Raw genomic sequence first — 20,169 nt, 5'->3', positions numbered from 1 at the left:
CGTCAGCTAGTGACATACCGCGTGGTATGTGCGCAGAATCAGCGCAACAATGACCACCGCGTAGGCGATGTCGCCGCCCTGGGAGGACGCCGTGCTGAGCACCATGCAGGACGTACCGCTGCTCATCTCTAGGATCCTGACCCACGGGACGAAGATCCACGGAACGTCGCAGGTGACCACCTGGACCGGTGAGGACGAGCCGCGACGCCGCTCCTTCGCCGAGATCGGCGGCCGTGCCGCCCAGCTGGCGCACGCCCTGCGCGACGACCTCGGAGTGACCGGCGACGAACGGGTCGCCACGCTCATGTGGAACAACGCCGAGCACGTCGAGGCCTACTTCGCGGTCCCCTCCATGGGCGCCGTGCTGCACACCCTCAACCTGCGCCTGCCCCCGGAGCAGCTCGCGTGGATCATCGGCCACGCCGCCGACAAGGTCGTCCTGGTCGACGGATCCCTGCTGCCCCTCCTCGCGCCGCTGCTCCCGCACCTGCCGACGGTCGAGCACGTCGTGGTGTCCGGCCCCGGCGACCGCTCCGTCCTCGACGGCGCCCACGCGCGCGTGCACGAGTACGAGGAGCTGCTCGCGGACCGTCCGACGACGTACGACTGGCCCGAGCTGGACGAACGCTCCGCGGCCGCCATGTGCTACACCTCGGGCACCACGGGCGACCCCAAGGGCGTGGTCTACAGCCACCGGTCGATCTACCTGCACTCGATGCAGGTGAACATGACCCAGTCGATGGGCCTCACCGACCAGGACACGTCGCTCGTCGTCGTCCCGCAGTTCCACGTCAACGCCTGGGGTTTGCCCCACGCCACCTTCATGACCGGCGTCAACATGCTGATGCCGGACCGCTTCCTGCAGCCCGCGCCGCTCGCCGAGATGATCGAGCGGGAACGTCCGACCCACGCGGCGGCCGTCCCCACCATCTGGCAGGGCCTGCTCACGGAACTCACCGCCAAGCCGAGGGACGTCTCCACCCTCACCCAGGTCACCATCGGCGGGGCGGCCTGCCCGCCGGCCCTGATGGCCGCCTTCGACGAGCTGGGCATGCGCGTCTGCCACGCGTGGGGCATGACGGAGACGTCCCCGCTCGGGACCGTCGCCCGCCCGCCGGCCCACGCCGTGGGCACCGACCAGGAGTTCGCGTACCGCATCACCCAGGGCCGCTTCCCGGCCGCCGTGGAGGCCCGGCTCACCGGCCGCGACGGCGAACGCCTGCCCTGGGACGGGGAGTCCGCAGGCGAGCTGGAGGTGCGCGGCATGTGGATCGCGGGCGCCTACTACAACGGCCCCGACGCCGAACCCCTGCGCCCCGCCGACAAGTTCAGCGAGGACGGCTGGCTGCGGACGGGCGACGTCGGCACCATCTCCCCCGACGGCTACCTCACGCTGACCGACCGCGCCAAGGACGTCATCAAGTCCGGCGGCGAGTGGATCTCGTCGGTCGAGCTGGAGAACGCGCTGATGGGCCACCCGGACGTCATGGAGGCCGCCGTCGTCGCCGTCCCGGACGAGAAGTGGGGCGAGCGTCCGCTGGCCACGGTCGTCCTCAAGGAGGGCTCCACCGCCGACTTCGCGTCGCTGCGCGCCTTCCTCGCCTCCGAGGGCGGCATCGCCCGGTGGCAGCTCCCCGAGCGCTGGACGATCGTCGAGGCCGTCCCGAAGACGAGCGTGGGCAAGTTCGACAAGAAGGTGCTGCGCAGGCGGTACGCGGAAGGCGAGCTGGACATCACACAGCTCTGATCGCCCCGGCGGCGCGCCCCCCGGCCGCACAAGGGCGGGGCCGGGGGCGTGCTGCGGGGCCAGGAGCAGCGGGAGGGGCAGGGCCGGGGCGCGCGAGGTCGCGCCGACCCCGACCCAGACCCCGGCCGGGGCGCCGGCTGCGGGTCCCCGCGCCTGGTGGGCCGGGAGCGTACGCCCGGTGAGCCGGGCGGGTACGCATGGTGGGCCGGCGCCCGGCCGTCCACCGGGCCACCTGATCCGCCGAGCCACCTGATCCGCCGGGCCGCCTGATCCGCCGGGCCGGCCGCCTGATCCGCCGGGCCGTCGGGCCGTCGGACCACCGGGCTCACCTGGGCCACTCATGTGTCGGGTGCCTCTGGTGCGCCCCGCCCCTACCGGGCGGCGGCCCGGCGGCGTGTGCCGGTCGTGGTCCAGCCCAGGATCAGCCATGCGCCCGCCACCGCGACGACCCCGCCCCAGCCGAGGCGGGCGTAGGCGAGTCCGGCCAGGGCCGAGGCGGTGGCGCCGCCCGCGAAACCCGCGACGACATAGGCACTGTTGGCGGTCGCGGGCGCCGAGGTGGTCGTCAGGGCGAGGGTCTGGTTGGCGACGTGGGACGCGACGAGCGCGGCGTGGATCACGACGGCGGCCACGAACAGCGCCGCCAGCACGTGCCCGCCCAGCCAGAACAGCGGGACCGAGACGGCGGCGAGCAGGTACGCGCCGCGGACCGTCCGGGCCGCGCCGAAGCGGTCGACCAGACCGCCGGCCAGCGGCGCGACGACGCTCGCGGAGAGCCCGAAGAGGCCGAACAGACCGGCGGTCGCGGTCGACATGCCGTACGAACCGTCGGTCAGCAGCAGCGCCAGCGAGGTCCACAGGGCGCTCCAGGCGCCGTACATGCCGGCCTGCCGCACGCACGCCCGCCACAGGTCGGGCGAGCGCCGCACCAGTCCCGGCATCGCGGTGAGACCGGCGAAGAGGTGACCGTCACGGGCGGGCCGTTCCTCGGCGGGGAGCGCGGCCGCGGTCAGCAGGCCCAGGACGGTGGTGAGGACGGCCGCGCCGACGAACACCGTCCGCCAGCCGAAGGCCTGTCCGGCGAGCCCGCCGAGCACGCGGGCCGCGACGATGCCGGTGAACAGTCCGGCGATGACGGCCGCCACGTGCCGGGCGCGCCGGTCGGACGGGGCCCGGGCGGCGACCAGCGGGACGAGGAGCTGCGGGACGACCGTGGCGCCGGAGGCGACGAGCACCGCCGCCGCGAGGGCCGCGGCGCTCCCCGCCGCCGCGCCGGCGATCAGCGCCAGCGCCGTGACCAGGGAGAGCGCGGCGACCAGCCGCCGCCGGTTCACCCGGTCGCCGAGCGGAGCGAAGAACAGCAGGCCGGCCGCGTAGCCGAACTGGGCGACCGAGGCGATCCAGGCCACCGCCGAGGACGTCGTGCCGAAGTCGTGGGCGATGAGGGGGAGCAGCGGAGCCGCGACGTAGATGTTGGCGGCCGTGACGGCGGTGCACAGGGCGATGAGGACCAGGAGGAGGTTCGGGCTCCGGCCGGTGACCGGGTCTGGGTCCGGGTTCAGGTCCGGGTTCGGGTTCGGGGTCGGGGTCCGTCGGTGCGTGGCGGTGGCGGCCGGGGTGCGGGTGCCTGCGGACGACATGGGGGAGGCGCTCCTTCGAGACGACTCGACAACCAACCAGTTGGTTGGAACGGCAGGTGCAACAGTCTGGGGCGGTCGCCGATTCCCTGTCAACCAACTAGTTGGTTACGTGTCTCGCTACGATGTCCCCATGGCAACCACCAGGGATCCCGAGGCCACTCGAGCCCGGATCTTCGACGCCGCCGTCGCGGAGTTCGCCCGCCACGGCATCGCGGGCGCCCGCATCGACCGGATCGCCGCCGAGGCGAAGGCGAACAAGCAGCTGATCTACGCCTACTTCGGCAACAAGGCCCAGCTGTTCTCCCTGGTCCTGGGGCGCAGCATGGTCCATCTCGCCGCGGCCGTCCCCGTCGACCCGGACGACATCGAGGGCTGGCTCGACCGGCTGATGGACTACCACGCCGCCCACCCCGAGCTGCTGCGTCTCCTCTACTGGGAGGGCATCGAGTACGGCACCGCCGAACTGCCCGACGAGGCGGAACGCCGGGAGCACTACGCGCTCAAGGTCGGCGCGATGCAGGACGGCCAGGACCGGGGCGTGATCACCGACGCGATCCCGGCCCGCGACCTGCTCCTCCTGCTGATCGCGATCGCCAACTGGACCACTGTCGTCCCCCAGATGAGCCGCATCCTGGCGGGCGGCGAGGACACCGACCGCGACCGGCTGCGCTCCTCCATCAAGGAGGCGGCCCGCAGGATCATCGCGAACTGACGCCCGGCCGACCCCCGTCGGCCAGCGGGCCAGCAGGTCAGCCGGTCGCTGGGCCGGTCGGTCCGTCGGTCAGTTGGTGCCGATGCGGGCCAGCAGGTCCACGATCCTGCCCTGCACCTCGGGGCTGGTCGACCGCTCGGCGAGGAAGAGGACCGTCTCCCCCGACGCGAGCCGCGGCAGGTCCGCCTGGCCCACGGCCGCCGTGTAGACGACCAGCGGGGTGCGGTTGAGCTGTCCGTTCGCCCGCAGCCAGTCCAAGATCCCGGACTGCCGCCGGTCCACCTGCATCAGGTCCATCACCACCAGGTTCGGCCGCAGCTGCCCGGCGAGCGTGACCGCGTCCGCGTCGCTGGCCGCCCGCGCCACCTGCATCCCGCGCCGCTCCAGCGTCGAGGTCAGCGCGAGCGCGATCTCGGCGTGCTCCTCGATCAGCAGAACCCGCGGCGGATGCTGCTCGCTGTCACGCGGGGCGAGCGCCTTCAGCAGGACGGCGGGGTCGGCGCCGTAGGCCGCCTCGCGCGTCGCCTGCCCGAGCCCGGCCGTCACCAGCACCGGCACCTCGGCCGCGACGGCGGCCGTGCGCAGGGACTGGAGCGCGGTGCGGGTGATCGGCCCGGTCAGCGGGTCCACGAACAGGGCCGCCGGGAACGCGGCGATCTGCGCGTCGACCTCCTCGCGCGAGTGCACGATCACCGGACGGTAGCCGCGGTCGCTGAGCGCCTGCTGGGTGTGCACGTCCGGCGCGGGCCACACCAGCAGCCGGCGCGGATTGTCCAGCGGCTCCGGCGGAAGCTCGTCGTCCATCGGCTGCGGCCGCGGCGGATCCGCCACCTCGACGGCCCCGCCGGGACCGTCCAGCGGCTCCGGCCCCTCGGCGGCGTTCTCGTCCGGCGCTCCTATGGCGTACGAGCGTCCGGCGCCGTCGGTGCCACCGGGAGCGAGCCGCGACTGCCCCGCGAGCGAGGGGTGCGCCTGCGGCGCGGGCGGGGGAACGGGACCGCCCGCCACCGCGGCCTGCGCCGCCGTCGGGGAGGTCGGAACCCTGACGGCCTGGCCGACCGGGCCCGTCTGTCCCGCCTGTCCCGGCTGTCCCGTCTGTCCTGCCCGGGGCGGCAGGGCCTGCTCGGCCGACGGGTGCGGGCGCGCCGTCTGCTCCGGGCGGGTCGCCGGATCGGGCGGGGTCCCCAGCTTGCGGCGACGCCCGGAACCGCCCGGCGCATGGGGGGCGGGGGTGGCCGACGAGGACGGCGGGCCCTGGAGTACCGGCTGCGCCTGGTGCGCCGGGTGAGCCTGCTGCACCTGCGCGGCCTGCCGGGTGAACGGCACGCCCTGGCCCAGGGTCCGCACGCTGATCGCGCGCCCCTGAGTGGAGTTGGGGTCCATGACCGGCGCCGGCGCCGGCGCCGGGACCGCGGCCTCGGCGGGCAGGGGCTGCGCGGCCCGCGGCCGTCCGACGGCGGCCTCGGGCGGCAACGGGGTGCCGCCGCCCGGGGTCGGCGTGAGAGGGGCGGCCGGTGCGGGCCCCGGCGCCGCCTCGGCCGGGAGCGGCTGCCCCGGCCCGGACGCCTGTGCCTGCGACGACGTCTGAGTCTGGGGCTGGGCCTGGATCTGGGCCTGCACGGGTGCCGGGGCCTGTGCCCGGCCCTGCGCGTGCGGCTGGCCCTGTCCCGGAACGACCGCCTGAGCCACCATGGGCCCGGCCTGTCCGGCCTGTCCGGCCTGCCCGGACGCGGCGACGACCTCGGCGGGCGGCTGGGCGACGGCACGCCGACGACGGCCCGTGGGCGCGCTCGTCGGGTGCGGCTGGGGCGGGGTGTGGTCGCCCGACTGGTCGTGGGTGACGGCGTCATGGCGACCGCGGTCAGCGCCGGAGCCGTCCGCGACACCCGGGCCCGACGCCTGGACAGCAGCCTGGACCGACGCCTGGCCCGGCGCCTGCGCCTGCGCGGGAATCGGAGCCTGCGGGGGAACAGGAACAGGAACAGGCACGGGTCCGGAGCCCGGGGCCTGCGGCGGTAGGGGAGCCTGTGCCGGAACCGGCGACTGCGCCGGAATGGGGGACTGGGCCGGTACGTGAACCGCTCCGGGCCCGGAGAACCCTCCCGTTCCCGGCATCGCTCCCGCTCCCGGCATCGCTCCCGCTCCCTGGGCGGGAAGGGGAGCCGTGCCGGCGGGGGGCACCGGCCCCATGGCCGGCGCCTGGTGTGCCGCGCCGGTCCCACCGGCGGCGTCGGGGCCGTCGGGGCCGTCAGGGTCGTCCGGCGTCCGGTCCGCCGCCGCGGGCGGCAGGGCGAAGACCGAGCGGGGGGCGGCCTCCTGGGCGGCGGCGCGCTCGTTCGCGGCGGCCAGCGCACGCCGGCGACGCCCGGTGGGCTGCCCGCTCTCCTCTTCCGTCTCTTCCGTCTCCCACCCGGCGGCCGGGTCGGCAGCGCCCTGGGGGTGCGCCGGCGCGAGCGCGGGCAGGCCGGACGGCAGGGCGTTCTGCGGGTGCGGCGGCTGCTGTTGCTGCTGCCCGTCCGGAGCGTGCCGGGCCCGGCGTCCGCCCGGAGCCTGGACGCCCTGCGGCGGAACACTCTGCGGCGCGACGCCCTGGGACGGAACGCCCTGCGGCGGGACGGTGCCGCCGAGTCCGGTGCCCGAGGCGGCGGTTCCCGCCGCGTGCTCGGCCGCGGTCATGACGGCGCCCTCGCTGACACCGGCGTCGGCTCCCGCGTCCCCCACGAGGGCGACCTCGGCCGACCGTCCGCGCCGCCGTCCGGTGCCGCCGGAACCCTCCGTGCCGTCCGCGCCGTCGGTCTCCCCCACCGGGGGCGGAAGTTCGCCCGGGAGTTCCTGGGCGGCCGGGCCGCGCCTGCGCCGGCGTCCCGTGGGAGCCGACGCGTCCGCGTCCGTGCCGCCGCCCGCGCCGGGCGGCGCGGCCTCGCCCTCCAGGAACGCGTCCACGGAGGACCGCCGGGCCCGACGGCGTCCACCGGCGCCCTGGTCCACGGGGGCGCCCGAAGCGCTCTCGTCCACGCCCGCGCCCGCGTCGGGACCGGAGGCGAGGGCGGGCAGCGCCAGTGCGGGCGGGGCCGCGACCGCTCCCGCCCCGCCGCCCAGCGGCACCTCCAGGACGTAGGCGCTGCCGCTCATGCCCGGCACCTCGTGCGTCTGCAGCACCCCGCCGTGCGCCCGCACGATGCCCCGCACGATCGGCTCGTGCACGGGGTCGCCGCCGGCGTACGGCCCGCGCACCTCGATGCGCACGACCTCGCCGCGCTGAGCGGCCGCCACCACGACCGTGTTGTCCATGTAACCGCCCGCCGAGACGGGCGCGTTGCCGGTGGCGTCCACGCCCGCGACGTCGGCGACGAGGTGCGCGAGCGCGGTCGCGAGCAGCCGCGCGTCGACCTCGGCCTCGATGGGCGGCGCGTGCACGGCGAACTGGACCCTGCCGGGCCCGATGAGGTCGACCGCCCCGTCGACGCCCGCCGCGACGACGGCGTCCAGCATGACCTTCGTGCGGACGACGGTCTCCGCGCCCGTGTCGAGCCGCTGGTACCCGAGGACGTTGTCGATGAGCGTGGTGATCCGGGAGTAGCCGGCCGACAGGTGGTGCAGCACCTGGTTGGCCTCGGGCCACAGCTGGCCGGCGTCGTCGGCGGCGAGCGCGGCCAGCTCGCGGCGCAGCTCGTCCAGCGGTCCGCGCAGGGAACCCCCGAGCAGGGTGAGCAGCTGTTCGTGCCGCCCGGCGAGCGCCTCGTAGCGGTCCTTCTCCCGCTCGCCCAGCGCGGCGTAGCGCTCCTCGCCCGCCGCGAGCTCCTCCTCGTGCCGCTCGCGCAGCTCCTCCAGCTCGGCGACGTGCTGCTGGCGCAGCGCGGTGAGGTCGGAGGCGTGCTCCTCGGAGAGCTTCTCCAGCTCCGACGCGTGCCGCTTCTCGACGGTGTCCTTCTCCTCGGCGAGCGCGTCGAAGGGCCGCCGGTCGGTGAAGGTCATGACCGCGCCGACGAGCTGGTCGCCGTCCCGCACGGGGGCGGTCGTCAGGTCGACCGCGACCCTGTCCCCGCTCTTGGACCACAGCACCTGTCCGCGCACCCGGTGCTTGCGCCCGGAGCGCAGGGTGTCGGCGAGCGGCGACTCGTCGTACGCGAAGGGGGAGCCGTCGGCGCGCGAGTGCAGCACGAGGTCGTGCAGTTCCTTGCCGCCGAGATCGCTGGCCCGGTAGCCCAGTATCTGGGCGGCGGCCGGGTTGACGAGGACGATCCGCCCGTCGGTGTCGGTCCCGACGACGCCCTCCGACGCGGCCCGCAGGATCATCTCGGTCTGCCGCTGCGAACGCGCCAGCTCGGCCTCGGTGTCGATGGTGCCGGAGAGATCGCGCACGACGAGCATCAGCAGTTCGTCGGAGGCGGACGTGTAGCCGTAGCCGTCGTAGGCCTGCTGGCCGTTCTCGAGGTTGGCGCTGGTGACCTCGACGGGGAACTCGGTGCCGTCGGTACGGCGGGCGGTCATCCGGGTCGGCTTGGTCTGGCCGCGCGGGTCCATGTGGTCGGGGCGGCGCATGGAGCCGGGGATCAGCTTGGAGTCGAACTCCGGAAGCAGATCGAGCAGCCCGCGCCCCACCAGGGCCGTGCCCGGCGTCTCGAACGCCTCGAGCGCGATGGTGTTCGCGTTGACGACCGTCCCGTTGGCGTTGACCAGCAACAACGCGTCGGGAAGCGCGTCGAGTATGGCTGCGAGGCGAGCAGCGCCTCGGGATGGCCTGCTGCTCACGAGTCGCTTCCTCCCTGTTACCGCACTTTGCCGACCGCTCGGGCCATCTTGCCAACCGGTCCGCAGCGTGTCACGCGAGGGAGTCTAAGGGCTGGGGTCCCTCCGGCGACGCCGGATGAGAGGCAGCTCGCACGACGAAGCGCCACAGAACGTGTGTCCGTACCCCTCCCCGCCGGCCCTCCCGCCCGTCGGCCTGCCACGAAGCCCGTCCGGCCCCTGGTCCGCATGCTCCCGCAAGCCCGCGCGACTTCGCGGGACCTTCGCCCGACCTTTACGGAACAGGTGCTTCCGCCCCCGCCCGCCCGAACCCGCAAGAACCCCGAACGACCACGCCCCGACGAGACCGACCGACGACCGCCTGCGGTCCGGACCGACGACGTTGCCCACGGCCGGGGCGGGCCGCTGCCCGGCTCAGCCGCCCATCAGCCGCTGATCCGGTCAACCGCTGATCCGGTCAACCACTGATCCGGTCAACCACTGATCCGGTCAGCCACTGATCCGGTCAGCGGCCGACCGGACGCAGATCGGGCAGCAGCGGCACGAGCCGGTCCCACCGCTCGACCTCACAGCCGTTGCTGCGGTCGTACACGGCGTCGACCGGCCGCCCGGCCCAGCGTCCGGTGACGTGCGCGGTGGCCGGGCCGCCGTACCGCATCGTGCAGATCCCGTCCTCGGGCACGGGCGCGAAGACGTCCCGCCCCCACCGGGCGTCCCGGTCCAGGACGCCGCACGCGCCCGCCGGGTCCGGATGACTGCCGCCGGCCGGGTGGCAGTACACCTCGAAGGTCCCGTCGACGGGCCCGTGCGCCCGCGCGCCCGTGTGCCGGACGGTGACGGTGAGGTGATCGCCGGACACCTGGTCCTCGTCCCGTACGGGCGGAGGCGCGAAGGGGCGGGCGGCGCCGGCCGGCGGCGCGACGGCGGTGAGCGCGCCGACCGTCCCGGCGTACGCGGCGCCGGGGCCCGCGCCGGAGGCGGCGATCACGGCGGCGCAGGCGGCGGAGACGGTGACGGCGAACCGTCGGAGGGGGGTGACCTGGGGCATGACCGTACTAACGGCCCGCCGCCGCCGACGTTGCGCCCGACAACGCCTTTGCCCTGCGACGGGGGTCCCTAGTACCGTGGACGCCGATTGGTGACAGCGCGCTCGACTGTGTCATCATCTGCACGCACCACTCGCACACACGCGAGCGGTTGTGCTGGAGGCGTCGCCTAGTCCGGTCTATGGCGCCGCACTGCTAATGCGGTTTGGGGTTTACGCCCCATCGAGGGTTCAAATCCCTCCGCCTCCGCTCGAACACCGAAGCCCCGGTCCCACCGACCGGGGCTTCGTCGTTCCCCGGCCCGCCGCCGCCCGGTCCGGCCCCCGACCGCCCGGAGGCCGCTCCGAGGGTATCTCCGCAGGTCACAAGGGGTATGGCTAACGGATTTCACATGACGGCGGCAGTCATGTAATGTTCTTCCTGTCGCCGCGAGCGGCCCGAAAGGGCCAGGAACGAAGACAGAAAAACCGAATAACAAGCACTCGTAGCTTAACGGATAGAGCATCTGACTACGGATCAGAAGGTTGCAGGTTCGAATCCTGCCGAGTGCACACAGGTCAAAGGCCCCGGAGAGATCCGGGGCCTTTGGTGTTTCGCGGGCATGCAGCGGTGACTCGACGGATGGCGAGTGGGAACGGCTGCGGTCGTTCCTTCCGGTAAGCAGCGGGCGTTGTGGCCGGTGGCGGGATCACCGGCAGGTGATCGACGGGATCCTGCACCGGGTGCGGACCGGGGTGCCGTGGCGGGATCTGCCCGAGCGGTTCGGTCCGTGGAAGACGGGCTATGAACGCCACCGGCTGTGGTCGGCCGACGGCACCTGCGGGCGTCTGCTACAGCAGGTCCAGGCCGTGGCCGACGCGGCCGGAGGGATCGACTGGGGCATCGCGGTGGACTCCACCATCGTGCGTGTGCACCAGCACGCGGCCGGTGCTCGCGCCGACCCGCCGCCGGTCTGGTCATTGCACTGCCCGGATCAAGAAGGGTCTTTGAGGAAGCCGACCCGGAAGGTCACAGAGTCCACGCCAATGCCACCCTCCTCGTAGTCGATCACTTGCAGAAGCGCCCATCGTCCGCGGTCTGTCTTCATACAGACACTTTGCTCCGTCGATACGTCACTCAGGTCCAGATGCCCGCTCTTGACCAAGGCGCGGCTGGCACAGCGGGGAACGTTCTTGTTGTCGATGATCCCGAGGCTTTTGGCGTTTACGGGGAACAGCCGAGCCATCGAGAGGTTGACCTCGAATCCCGGATGCACTTCCTTCTCCTCAGCAACCACCCTGGCATCAACATCAAGATCATTTCGATCACCGACCTTGATGTCTTCGACGTCCGTCATGAGGCTGTCGAGAGCGTCGTAAGGGCTGTTCGGCGACTCGGTCACGCCCTTCGGATCGTCAGAGGCGCCCGTGGAGGAGGACGTCTCATCCGAGGGACCATCCGACGGCTTCGGATCAACGCTGGCGCCCGTAGGGGCCTGGGATAGTTCAGAGTGGGAGGCATCCGACTGCGACGCCGAGCCGCTCGGTGGGGAGGAATCCTCGGGCTGGAGGAGAGCCACGAGCAGTGCGATGACACCTCCAACCACAGCCACAACAATCCCGATCTTCAGATCTGAAGACTTCCACCACGGGCCATCGCCTGTCGTCATGGCTCTCCCCCGATGTTCGCGATGACTCATCGTGACACCAGAAGCCCCGAGTGTGCATCGGTCCCCATATGTATGTTGCCAAGTTGCCGATCTGTCGGCGAAAGATGATGGGCAGAGCTGCCGGAAGTGGCGAGAACTGCGACCAGGACGGTCAGTCGAACCCGGACCCGCACAGCCGGCCCGGCGTCGGCGATGACTCCCAGAGCTTGGGCAGCCACGTCGGCGCTGGGCTGTGGTGGCGGCGCGTCAGGACTGGGCTGATGGCCGTACCGCTGTGCATGGTGAGGGTGGACATGGATGGCGCGTCGGTGGTCACCCATCGCACGTCCTGGTGGCCGTACTCGGGCTCCAGTGGGCCATCATGGCGCGGCCGAGCCGTCGCGGGCTCCGGTCCGTGGAGGGGACATGCCGGCTCCGCCGCTGCGGACGCGCCGGCGTCGGACACCGTGACAAACGCGGCGTTGTCGGGCATGAGGTGCCGGGCGGCGGCCAGGACGGTGCTCGCGTGCGCCGGTTCCGGCGGCTGAGGCGTGACATCAACAGTCACGTATGTCGACGGGCAGTCGAATGCCCGCGTCCCGGGTGGCGGGGGACCGCAAATGCGGAGCAGAAGGTCGACGCGAGCCGCTCTTGCAACGAACGCGCCTGCGGATCAGAAGGTTGCAGGTTCGAATCAAGGATGACTCCTGAGGGCCTCCGGCTTTTGCGTTGGCGGCAGTGATCTTCGCTGGGCGGCTGGCGCCGTCTCGTCGTCGCCGCTCGGCAGCCCGTCGACGGTCGCTCGGCGGCGGTGGGGATATCCGTGCGCGACTTGTCAGAGGCATGACTTAACCTTCACTCACTTGCCACACGCACTCCACACCTTTCGCGCCCATGCGCCTGCGCGTCGGGTGCGGTGGCTCAGACCGATTTTCGTACCGGGGGGTTCGAAATCAGCGTGCACAGACGCACTCTCACGGCCGCTACGACACTGGCGGTCGTCCTGAGTTCCATGGTGCTCGGCGCCACACAGGCGTCCGCCGACACCAGCAGGCCCATCGCCGTCTCGGACGCGGACGACACCGTCGTCGACGGCCCGCACCAGCAGGTGTACTTCAGCGACCGCAGCCAGAACCGGATCGTCGTCGCCGACTACAGCGGCAAGGTCACCGCCACCCTCACCGGCCTGCCGCAGGTCCGGGACCTGGAGCTGAGCCCGGACGGCGGGACGCTGTACGCCGCGGTCCAGGGGGCCGACAAGATCGTCGCCTTCGACACGGCGACCCTCACCCGCAGCGCCGAATACCCGACCGGGGACAGGACCATCCCCTCCCGACTCGCCTACGCCGACGGCAAGTTGTGGTTCGGGTACGGCGACCAGTGGGACTCGGGGCTCGGTGTCGTGGACCTGACGGCCGCGAGCCCGACGGTGACGCTCGACCTGGCGGCCGGGCACGACTTCGCCACTCCGCCCGAGCTGTACGCCGATCCCGACAACCCGGGCACGCTGGTGGCCCTCGACTCGGGCATCAGCTCCGGCCCGATCATCGTCTACGACATCTCGACCGGCACCCCGGCCGTCCGCGTCTCCGCGGACAAGGGCGGCTTCTACAAGGACGCGGCGCTCACCCCGGACGGCCAGAACGTCGTCGTCGCGGGGCCGGGCAACCGGGCGCTCACCGAGTACCGGCTGTCCGACCTGGAGCAGGTGCGCACCTATCCGGTCGCCTCCGAGCCGGAGACGGTCAGCATCGCCGAGGACGGCACGGTCGCGGCCACCGTCCTCGACACCGACGACCTCGGCGACACCTACGTCTTCAGCACCGACCCCACCCGTCCGCCCAGCGTGCGCAACCTGTCGTCGAACTGGATGCCCTGGTTCGGGCACTCGATGAACTGGTCGCACGACGGCGCCAAGCTGTTCGTGCTGACCGGGTCCGACGGCTCCACCGAGTTCCACTCCGTCGACGCGCCCCGCACCTACGTGACCACGCTGACGGTCGACGCCCCCGCCACGGCCGCCCGGGCCAAGCCCCTGACCGTCAAGGGCGTTCTCCGCACCGGCCTGGCACTGCCCGCGGGGACGCCGCTGACCGTCACCCGTACCGACGTGCAGTCGCCGAACGGGAAGGTGCTCGGCGCCAAGCCCCTCGGCGCGGGCGGCAAGTACTCCTTCACGGACACCCCGCCGGCCGGCGGCCCCGTCAAGTACACGGTGACCTACGCGGGCGACGCCTCCCACGCCGCGGTCACGGCCTCCGACACGGTCACCGTCTCGCGCGCCGCGGCGAGCCTGACCCTGAACAACAACGGCAAGACCTACGCCTACGGCGCCGACGTCGCCTTCACCGCGCACCTCGGCACCACGTACACGAACCGTGCCGTGGAGATCTGGGCCGACCCGGCCGGCGCCGACAGGCCGAAGAAGCTCGTCAGGACCGGCAGGGTCAACTCCAAGGGCAACCTGGCCGCCACGCTCGACATGAGCCGCGACACCACCCTGACCGCCGTGTTCAAGGGCGACGCCCGCTACGCCCCGCGGACGGTCACCGCCACGGCCTACGCCAAGGTGAAGGTCTCGACGGTCCTCACCCGGCACTACAAGACCGGCAGGATCGGCAACACGACGTACCAGTACTTCCACAAGAACACCGACGTCGTCTGCACCACCACGATGAGCTACTACAAGGGCCGCAAGCAGCGGATCCAGCTCCAGGTGTACTCGGGCGGCGCGTGGTACGACGGGGCCGCCGAGTACTTCGCCCTCGGCACGAACGGCAAGTCGGTCGTCAACCTGGGCCACGCCGGCCAGTCCGGCATCCGCGCCCGAGTCCGCTCGTCCTACGTCGACGGCAGCTCCGGCGACAAGGTCAACTCCACCACCCACGGCGCCTGGAAGTACTTCTACTTCTCCAACTAGTGCCCCATCGGGCGGGGCGAGGTTCGCCCCGTCGTGACGCGCCACACCGCGCCGTCCGGACACCGGTCCGGGCGGCGCGGTCTCGTCATGCCGTCGGGCGACCTGTCAGGCGTCAGGCGTCTGACCTCTGACGTCAGACAGGTCGCCAGACGTCAGTCGTCCGGCTCCGGGGTCCAGTGTTCCGGGCCGGTGCCGCGCCAGTCGATCCACGGGGCGCTCGCTATCTCCGCCGGATCGATCTCCAGGCCGGCGCGGCGGAGGAATTCGGCGACGTCGGCCGCGTTGTGGGCGAGGCCCAGCATCTCGCCGTCCACGCGCACCCGCCGGCCGCCCGCGGGGGTGGGCGGGAGCACGGTCACGCGGCTCGGTCCGGACATGTCTCCAGGGTCGTCCGGGGTGTGCGGTCCCGCATTCCGGCCGGTCATCCGGTGAGCCGTTCGCGCTCGTCCGACACCGGGCCCGCCGGGTGCCGCAGCTCCCACCACGCCGAGGGGTCCGGACGCCGTCGCTGCCAGTAGGGGTGGAAGAACACCTGGGTGGACAGCCGGTGCAGGCGCCGCCGCAGCTCGGTGCGACCGGGCCGGGCGGCGAGCTGCCGGTAGGCGGCGCTCCACTCCCGCTGCGCTTGGACGAGGTCGTCGGGAAACCGTCGCATGACGAAATTCAATCATGTGTTCGATTTTCTGCGCCACACACGCCACACACGCCACGCCGAGCCGGGCTCCACCCGCCGACGCCGGTCTGTCCGCTCCGGGATGCGGGCGCCGCTGGCTAGAGCAGGCCCAGGTCGTCCAGTTCCTTGTGCAGGGCCGCGCGGGGGGAGCCGTCGGGGGCCGACGCCTTGCCGCGGGGGCGGCCGCGGGGGCCGCGGTCGCGGAACAGCCAGGCTCCGAGCAGACCGCCGGCCAGGCCGCCGAGGTGGCCGAGCCAGCTCACCCCGGGCGTCCCGGGCACGGCCACCGTGAGCAGATAGGCGAAGGACGCGGCCATGACGAGGCCGATCAGCGTGTCGATCAGGTGGCGGTCGAAGAGTCCGCGGACCACGACGTAACCGAAGTACCCGAAGACCAGACCGCTCGCGCCGACCGTGTCCGCCCCGCCCTGTTCGAAGAACCAGACGGTGAGGCCGCTGGAGAGGGCGACGAGCAGCGTCAGCCCCATGAAGCGCGCGACCCCCCGGTACGCGGCGAGGAAACCGAAGACGAACAGCGGCCCCGAGTTGCTCTCGATGTGCGCCCAGTTCCAGTGGAGGAGGGGCGCGGTGAGCACGTGCGGCAGGGCGCCGACGTCACCGGAGACCACGCCGAACTCGCGGGACAGGGCGTAGTCGTCGGCGTAGTTGGCGGCCTGCACCAGCCACACGACGGCCATCAGCCCGAACATCACGAAGAACGCCTTGCGCGCCTCCGCCACCAGCTCCGATTCGCTCATGACAGCTCCCCTCCCCGGCGGACTTCTCCGCGTCGTCGCGAACTCTACGGAGTGGCGTGCGGGGCGGGTCGCCGGGTGTCGCGAGGTGACGGGACGGCCCGGCGAGCCGGCTCGCGGGGCGCGGGCGTCCGGTCCCGGCCGCGTTGTCAGTGGCTGCGCCTACCGTTGCGGGTGATGGCACAGGAGTGGAAGTGCTCGGGGCTGCGATGGTCGGCGCAGGGCCCCGTGCTGACGTGGGACGGGGGGCGTCGCAGCCCGTTGTCCTGGGGGAAGCGGGTTGGCTTCGGGGTGGCGGCGGGGGGTGTGCGGCAGTGCGTGGGAGCGCGGGGGCATCCGTGTCCGCTGCGGGCGGCGGTCTCCGGGAGAAGCGCCGGGGCCAGGTGCGAGGAGTGCGCGCGGCTGGACCGCGCGCACTCCGTCGCGGCGGACGGGATCGCCGACGATCCCCGGCCGTACCACGTGTATCTGGCATGGTTCGGTCCCGGGCTGGTGAAGGTCGGGATCACGGCGGTCGAACGGGGGTCGGCGCGGCTGCTGGAGCAGGGCGCGGTCTGTTTCACCTGGCTCGGCGCGGGCCCGCTGATGGCCGCCCGGCGCACCGAGGAGCTGCTGCGTGCCGCGCTGCGGGTGCCGGACCGGATCCCGTACGCCGTGAAGCGGGCGGTGCGGGCCGCGTTGCCGGACACGGAGGAGGAACGGGCGGACGAGATCAGGGAGGTGTACGGGAAGGCCGTCCGACTGGGCGGCTGGCCCGAGTCGTTGGCCCCGGAACCGTTCCTCGCGGTGGACCATGTGCGGGCGTTCGGGCTGGCGGACGCGCCCGCCGCCTCCGGCGAGGTGCGCGAACTCGTGGCCGGGGGGTCGCTGGGCGGGGAGCTGGTGGCGGCGGCCGGGCCCGATCTGCATCTGGCCGGCTCCGACGGGGTGGTCGTCCTCGACACCCGGCTGATGCGGGGGTGGGAGCTGGTCCCGGCGGCGGGTGGTGAAGTCGCCTTCCCCGTACGGCACTTCGAGACGCCCCCGGACCACCGGCAGGACGGGCTGTTCTGAGCCTCGCCGGCCGGCGCCCGAACGGCCGGCGCCCCGGCGCCCGAACGGCCGGCACCACGGCGGGCCCGGCCGGGGCCCCGGCGCCCGTACAGCCGGTGCCGCGGCGGGGTCCGGCCGGCGCCCCGGCTCTCGTACGGCCGGGACGGGGCCGGGTTGGCCGGGGCGGACGGTGGAGGCGGGCGGAGCCGGGTTCGCGGGGGCGGACGGGCGGAGTGGGATGGGCGGGGGCGGACGGGCGCGCATCACCGGGGCGGCCAGGACGTAGACGTGGTGGGGAGGCCAGGACGTGGTGGGCGGCCGGGATGTGGTGGGGAGGCCGGGACGTGGTGGGGGCGGGAGGTCCCCAGATGTTCCCTGAGAGGCGCCTGTGTGTTTCTCAGCCAAATCACAGACGCGTGAAAGGGTGCTCTCAGGGGCCCCCGACAGGGTGTTCATCATGACCACGACCTCGCCCCAGGGGCGCACCGAACTGCTGAGGCCGGACGGGAGCCCCGTCCGAGTGCTTGTGGTGGACGACGAGATGTCGATCACCGAACTGCTCTCCATGGCCCTGCGCTACGAGGGATGGCAGATCCGCAGCGCCGGGGACGGCACGGGCGCCCTCCAGACGGCCCGCGAGTTCCGGCCCGACGCCGTCGTCCTGGACATGATGCTGCCGGACATGGACGGGTTGACGGTCCTGGGGCGACTGCGGCGTGAGCTGCCGGACGTCCCGGTGCTGTTCCTGACGGCCAAGGACGCGCTCGAGGACCGCATCGCCGGTCTCACCGCCGGGGGCGACGACTACGTCACCAAGCCGTTCAGCCTGGAGGAGGTCGTGGCCCGGCTGCGCGGGCTCATCCGCCGCTCCGGCGCCGCCGACCGGCGTTCCGACTCCATGCTCGTCGTCGGGGACCTCACCCTCGACGAGGACAGCCACGAGGTCTCGCGGGCCGGCGACGACATCCATCTGACGGCCACCGAGTTCGAGCTGCTGCGCTTCCTGATGCGCAACCCGCGGCGCGTGCTCTCCAAGGCGCAGATCCTGGACCGGGTGTGGTCCTACGACTTCGGCGGCCAGGCCAACGTCGTGGAGCTGTACATCTCCTACCTGCGGCGCAAGATAGACGCCGGCCGCGATCCGATGATCCACACGCGCCGCGGAGCCGGTTACCTGATCAAGCCCGCCGTGTCATGAGCGGACGGCGACGACCGCGTCCGCAGAAGCGTCGAGCGGGTACACCGCGCACCCTTCGGACGCGACTCGTCGTCGTGTCCGTGACCCTGATCGCCGTGGTCTGCGCGCTGATCGGCACCGTGACCACCCTGGTGCTGCGCGAGCACCTCTACGACCAGCTGGACGACAGCCTGCGCGAAGCCGCGATGCGCGTCTCGGGCGGTCCCGTCGGCGGGCCCGGCGGCAAGGGCACCGCGAAGAACGGCGAAGGCAGCGGCGTGCCGCAGCAGCGGGCGACCGACATCGGCGCGTTCGTCAGCCAGGGGCCGGGACCGCAGAAGGCCCTCGCCGCCACGGTCGTCGGCGGAGCCATCACCAGCGGCAAGGTCGGCGACAAGCGCACCGACGACAACGACATCCCGCAGATGCAGCCCGAGGACCTCACCGACGCCCAGACGACGAAGCTCGGCACGGTCGCGCGGGACGGCCGGCGGCACACCGTGGAGATCCCCGGCCTCGGCGCCTACCGGGTCCAGTACATCCACGGCAACAAAGGCGACTTCTACGTGGGCATCCCCACGTCCGACGTCGACGGCACCATCAGCACCCTGATCCTCGTCGAGGTCAGCCTCACGTTCGCCGGGCTCGTCGCCGCCACCCTCGCGGGCACCGTGATGGTCGGCGTCGCCACCCGCCCCCTGCGCAAGGTGGCGGCCACCGCCACCCGCGTATCCGAACTCCCCCTGCACAGCGGCGAGGTCAACCTCAGCGAGCGGGTGCCGGAGGCGGAGACCGACCCGCACACCGAGGTCGGGCAGGTCGGCGCGGCGCTGAACCGGATGCTGAACCACGTCCACGGCGCGCTGCACGCCCGCCAGGAGAGCGAGACGCGGGTCAGACGGTTCGTCGCGGACGCCAGTCACGAACTGCGCACCCCCCTCGCCTCCATCCGCGGCTACGCCGAGCTGACCCGGCGCGGGCGCGAGGAGGTCGGCCCCGACACCAGGCACGCCCTCGGCCGCATCGAGTCCGAGGCCGGCCGCATGACCCTCCTCGTCGAGGACCTGCTGCTGCTGGCCCGCCTCGACGCGGGCCGCCCGCTGCGGTTCGAGCAGACCGACCTCGTCCCGCTCGTCGTCGACACCGTCAGCGACGCCCACGCCGCCGGACGCGCACACGTCTGGCGTCTCGACCTCCCCGACGAGCCCGCCCTGGTGTCGGCCGACTCGGCCCGGCTTCAGCAGGTGCTCGTGAACCTGCTGGCCAACGCCCGGACGCACACCCCGCCGGGCACCACGGTCACCGCCCGCGTACAGCGCCGCGGGCCGTGGCTGTGCGTGGACGTCCAGGACGACGGGCAGGGCATCCCGCCGGAGCTGCTCCCGCACGTCTTCGAACGGTTCGCGCGCGGCGACTCCTCGCGCTCCCGCGCCTCCGGCTCGACCGGCCTGGGCCTCGCCATCGTGCAGGCCGTGGCGACCGCGCACGGCGGCGCGGTGACCGTCGACAGCGCGCCCGGACGCACCGTGTTCACCGTGCGCCTGCCCGCGCTCGGCCCGGCCGAGACGCGGCCCGCAGCCGCGACGGACCGGCGACCCGACCCGCGGACCGGGCACCCGGGGGCCCGGCACGCCCGGACCGGGCACGGGCACGGGCACCCGACGGTCCACGACTGGGACGTCCACGACTGGGACGTCCACCACGCGGACGTCCGCGACCGGGGCATCCTGCACCCGGCGGTCGGGGACTCGGCGACCGCGAACCCGGAGACCGAGCATTCAGGGGCGGGGCACTCGCGGGCGGGGCACTCACGGGTCGACGACCCGCAGGCCGGGCACGCGCAGGCCGACTACCCGCTGTCCGGGCACCCGCAGGCCGACGACCCGCAGGCCGACGGCCCGCTGTCCGGGCACGCGCAGGCCGGGCACGCGCAGGCCGACGACCCGCAGGCCGGGCACGCGCAGGCCGGGCACGCGCTGTCCGGGCACGCGCAGGCCGACGACCCGCAGGCCGGGCACGCGCAGGCCGGGCACGCGCTGTCCGGGCACGCGCAGGCCGACGGCCCGCTGTCCGGGCACGCGCAGGCCGGGC

At 73.2% G+C, this 20,169-nt stretch carries 12 protein-coding genes, 2 tRNA genes and 2 pseudogenes; 9 read left to right on the top strand and 7 right to left on the bottom strand.

Translation table 11 applies throughout. From position 1 onward, the window contains the following. Nucleotides 1-91 precede the first annotated feature (91 nt). Entirely contained in the window at nucleotides 92-1,747 is a 1,656-nt protein-coding gene (locus OG802_RS17365) for a long-chain fatty acid--CoA ligase (protein ID WP_443055262.1), read from the top strand. Nucleotides 1,748-2,118: 371 nt separating this feature from the next. Here the strand turns inward: OG802_RS17365 and OG802_RS17360 are convergent, their stop codons facing one another. Further along, nucleotides 2,119-3,387, bottom strand: a complete 1,269-nt coding sequence (locus OG802_RS17360) for an MFS transporter (RefSeq protein WP_329411554.1) — start codon at nucleotides 3,385-3,387, stop codon at nucleotides 2,119-2,121. Between the two features lie 130 nt (nucleotides 3,388-3,517). Here OG802_RS17360 and OG802_RS17355 point away from each other — a divergent pair, with 130 nt between their 5' ends. After that, nucleotides 3,518-4,099, top strand: a complete 582-nt coding sequence (locus OG802_RS17355) for a TetR/AcrR family transcriptional regulator (protein WP_329411552.1) — start codon at nucleotides 3,518-3,520, stop codon at nucleotides 4,097-4,099. A 69-nt stretch (nucleotides 4,100-4,168) separates the two neighbouring features. Here OG802_RS17355 and OG802_RS17350 read toward each other — a convergent pair whose 3' ends face one another. After that, on the bottom strand, nucleotides 4,169-8,851 hold the full coding sequence (locus tag OG802_RS17350) for a PAS domain-containing protein (RefSeq protein ID WP_329411550.1): 4,683 nt from the start codon (nucleotides 8,849-8,851) through the stop codon (nucleotides 4,169-4,171). Nucleotides 8,852-9,353: 502 nt separating this feature from the next. Next, complete coding sequence (locus OG802_RS17345) at nucleotides 9,354-9,896, bottom strand: SSI family serine proteinase inhibitor (RefSeq protein ID WP_329411549.1); 543 nt, start codon at nucleotides 9,894-9,896, stop codon at nucleotides 9,354-9,356. A 156-nt stretch (nucleotides 9,897-10,052) separates the two neighbouring features. Between OG802_RS17345 and OG802_RS17340 the strand changes: the two genes are divergently transcribed. From OG802_RS17340 to OG802_RS17330, 3 genes and pseudogenes are all read left to right on the top strand, one after another. Further along, nucleotides 10,053-10,143, top strand: a tRNA-Ser gene (locus tag OG802_RS17340). Between the two features lie 229 nt (nucleotides 10,144-10,372). Beyond that, nucleotides 10,373-10,445, top strand: a tRNA-Arg gene (locus OG802_RS17335). A 57-nt stretch (nucleotides 10,446-10,502) separates the two neighbouring features. Continuing rightward, nucleotides 10,503-10,847 (top strand): annotated as a pseudogene (locus tag OG802_RS17330) (IS5 family transposase); the annotation flags it as partial. 20 nt (nucleotides 10,848-10,867) lie between these two features. On the opposite strand, the gene OG802_RS17325 reads toward OG802_RS17330, so the two are convergent. After that, nucleotides 10,868-11,542 carry a hypothetical protein gene (locus tag OG802_RS17325; RefSeq protein WP_329411547.1) on the bottom strand — a complete coding sequence of 225 codons (675 nt, stop codon included), beginning with the start codon at nucleotides 11,540-11,542 and terminating at the stop codon, nucleotides 10,868-10,870. A 937-nt stretch (nucleotides 11,543-12,479) separates the two neighbouring features. Between OG802_RS17325 and OG802_RS17320 the strand changes: the two genes are divergently transcribed. Continuing rightward, nucleotides 12,480-14,441, top strand: coding sequence for a YncE family protein (locus OG802_RS17320; protein ID WP_329411546.1), 1,962 nt, complete (start codon nucleotides 12,480-12,482; stop codon nucleotides 14,439-14,441). Nucleotides 14,442-14,593: 152 nt separating this feature from the next. Here the strand turns inward: OG802_RS17320 and OG802_RS17315 are convergent, their stop codons facing one another. The 3 genes from OG802_RS17315 to OG802_RS17305 all read right to left on the bottom strand — a co-directional run bounded on the left by OG802_RS17315 (nucleotide 14,594) and on the right by OG802_RS17305 (nucleotide 15,872). Continuing rightward, complete coding sequence (locus tag OG802_RS17315; RefSeq protein ID WP_329411544.1) at nucleotides 14,594-14,818, bottom strand: hypothetical protein; 225 nt, start codon at nucleotides 14,816-14,818, stop codon at nucleotides 14,594-14,596. Nucleotides 14,819-14,862: 44 nt separating this feature from the next. Further along, nucleotides 14,863-15,096, bottom strand: coding sequence for a hypothetical protein (locus OG802_RS17310; RefSeq protein WP_329411542.1), 234 nt, complete (start codon nucleotides 15,094-15,096; stop codon nucleotides 14,863-14,865). 116 nt (nucleotides 15,097-15,212) lie between these two features. Next, the gene (locus OG802_RS17305; protein ID WP_329411540.1) at nucleotides 15,213-15,872 is read right to left on the bottom strand and encodes a rhomboid family intramembrane serine protease; all 660 of its coding nucleotides are present in this window, start codon (nucleotides 15,870-15,872) and stop codon (nucleotides 15,213-15,215) included. Between the two features lie 174 nt (nucleotides 15,873-16,046). On the opposite strand from OG802_RS17305, the gene OG802_RS17300 reads away from it, so the two are divergent. The 3 genes and pseudogenes from OG802_RS17300 to OG802_RS17290 form a co-directional block, all read left to right on the top strand. Next, nucleotides 16,047-16,922, top strand: coding sequence for a DUF2797 domain-containing protein (locus OG802_RS17300; protein ID WP_329411539.1), 876 nt, complete (start codon nucleotides 16,047-16,049; stop codon nucleotides 16,920-16,922). Nucleotides 16,923-17,358: 436 nt separating this feature from the next. Next, on the top strand, nucleotides 17,359-18,099 hold the full coding sequence (locus tag OG802_RS17295) for a response regulator transcription factor (RefSeq protein ID WP_329411538.1): 741 nt from the start codon (nucleotides 17,359-17,361) through the stop codon (nucleotides 18,097-18,099). After that, nucleotides 18,096-19,718 (top strand): annotated as a pseudogene (locus tag OG802_RS17290) (HAMP domain-containing sensor histidine kinase); the annotation flags it as partial. The gene OG802_RS17295 and the pseudogene OG802_RS17290, both read left to right, overlap by 4 nt. Between the last annotated feature and the right edge of the window lie 451 nt (nucleotides 19,719-20,169).

The sequence above is a fragment of the Streptomyces sp. NBC_00704 genome, from assembly GCF_036226605.1.
Classification (GTDB): domain Bacteria; phylum Actinomycetota; class Actinomycetes; order Streptomycetales; family Streptomycetaceae; genus Streptomyces.
This window is presented reverse-complemented; position numbering and strand designations above follow the sequence as displayed.

Excerpts from the sequence above, each read along its gene's own strand:
- OG802_RS17360 (WP_329411554.1), bottom strand. The coding sequence starts at position 3,387 with ATGTCGTCCGCAGGCACCCGCACCCCGGCCGCCACCGCCACGCACCGA.
- OG802_RS17355 (WP_329411552.1), top strand. The coding sequence starts at position 3,518 with ATGGCAACCACCAGGGATCCCGAGGCCACTCGAGCCCGGATCTTCGAC.
- OG802_RS17345 (WP_329411549.1), bottom strand. The coding sequence starts at position 9,896 with ATGCCCCAGGTCACCCCCCTCCGACGGTTCGCCGTCACCGTCTCCGCC.
- OG802_RS17325 (WP_329411547.1), bottom strand. The coding sequence starts at position 11,542 with ATGACGACAGGCGATGGCCCGTGGTGGAAGTCTTCAGATCTGAAGATC.
- OG802_RS17315 (WP_329411544.1), bottom strand. The coding sequence starts at position 14,818 with ATGTCCGGACCGAGCCGCGTGACCGTGCTCCCGCCCACCCCCGCGGGC.
- OG802_RS17310 (WP_329411542.1), bottom strand. The coding sequence starts at position 15,096 with ATGCGACGGTTTCCCGACGACCTCGTCCAAGCGCAGCGGGAGTGGAGC.
- OG802_RS17305 (WP_329411540.1), bottom strand. The coding sequence starts at position 15,872 with ATGAGCGAATCGGAGCTGGTGGCGGAGGCGCGCAAGGCGTTCTTCGTG.
- OG802_RS17300 (WP_329411539.1), top strand. The coding sequence starts at position 16,047 with ATGGCACAGGAGTGGAAGTGCTCGGGGCTGCGATGGTCGGCGCAGGGC.
- OG802_RS17295 (WP_329411538.1), top strand. The coding sequence starts at position 17,359 with ATGACCACGACCTCGCCCCAGGGGCGCACCGAACTGCTGAGGCCGGAC.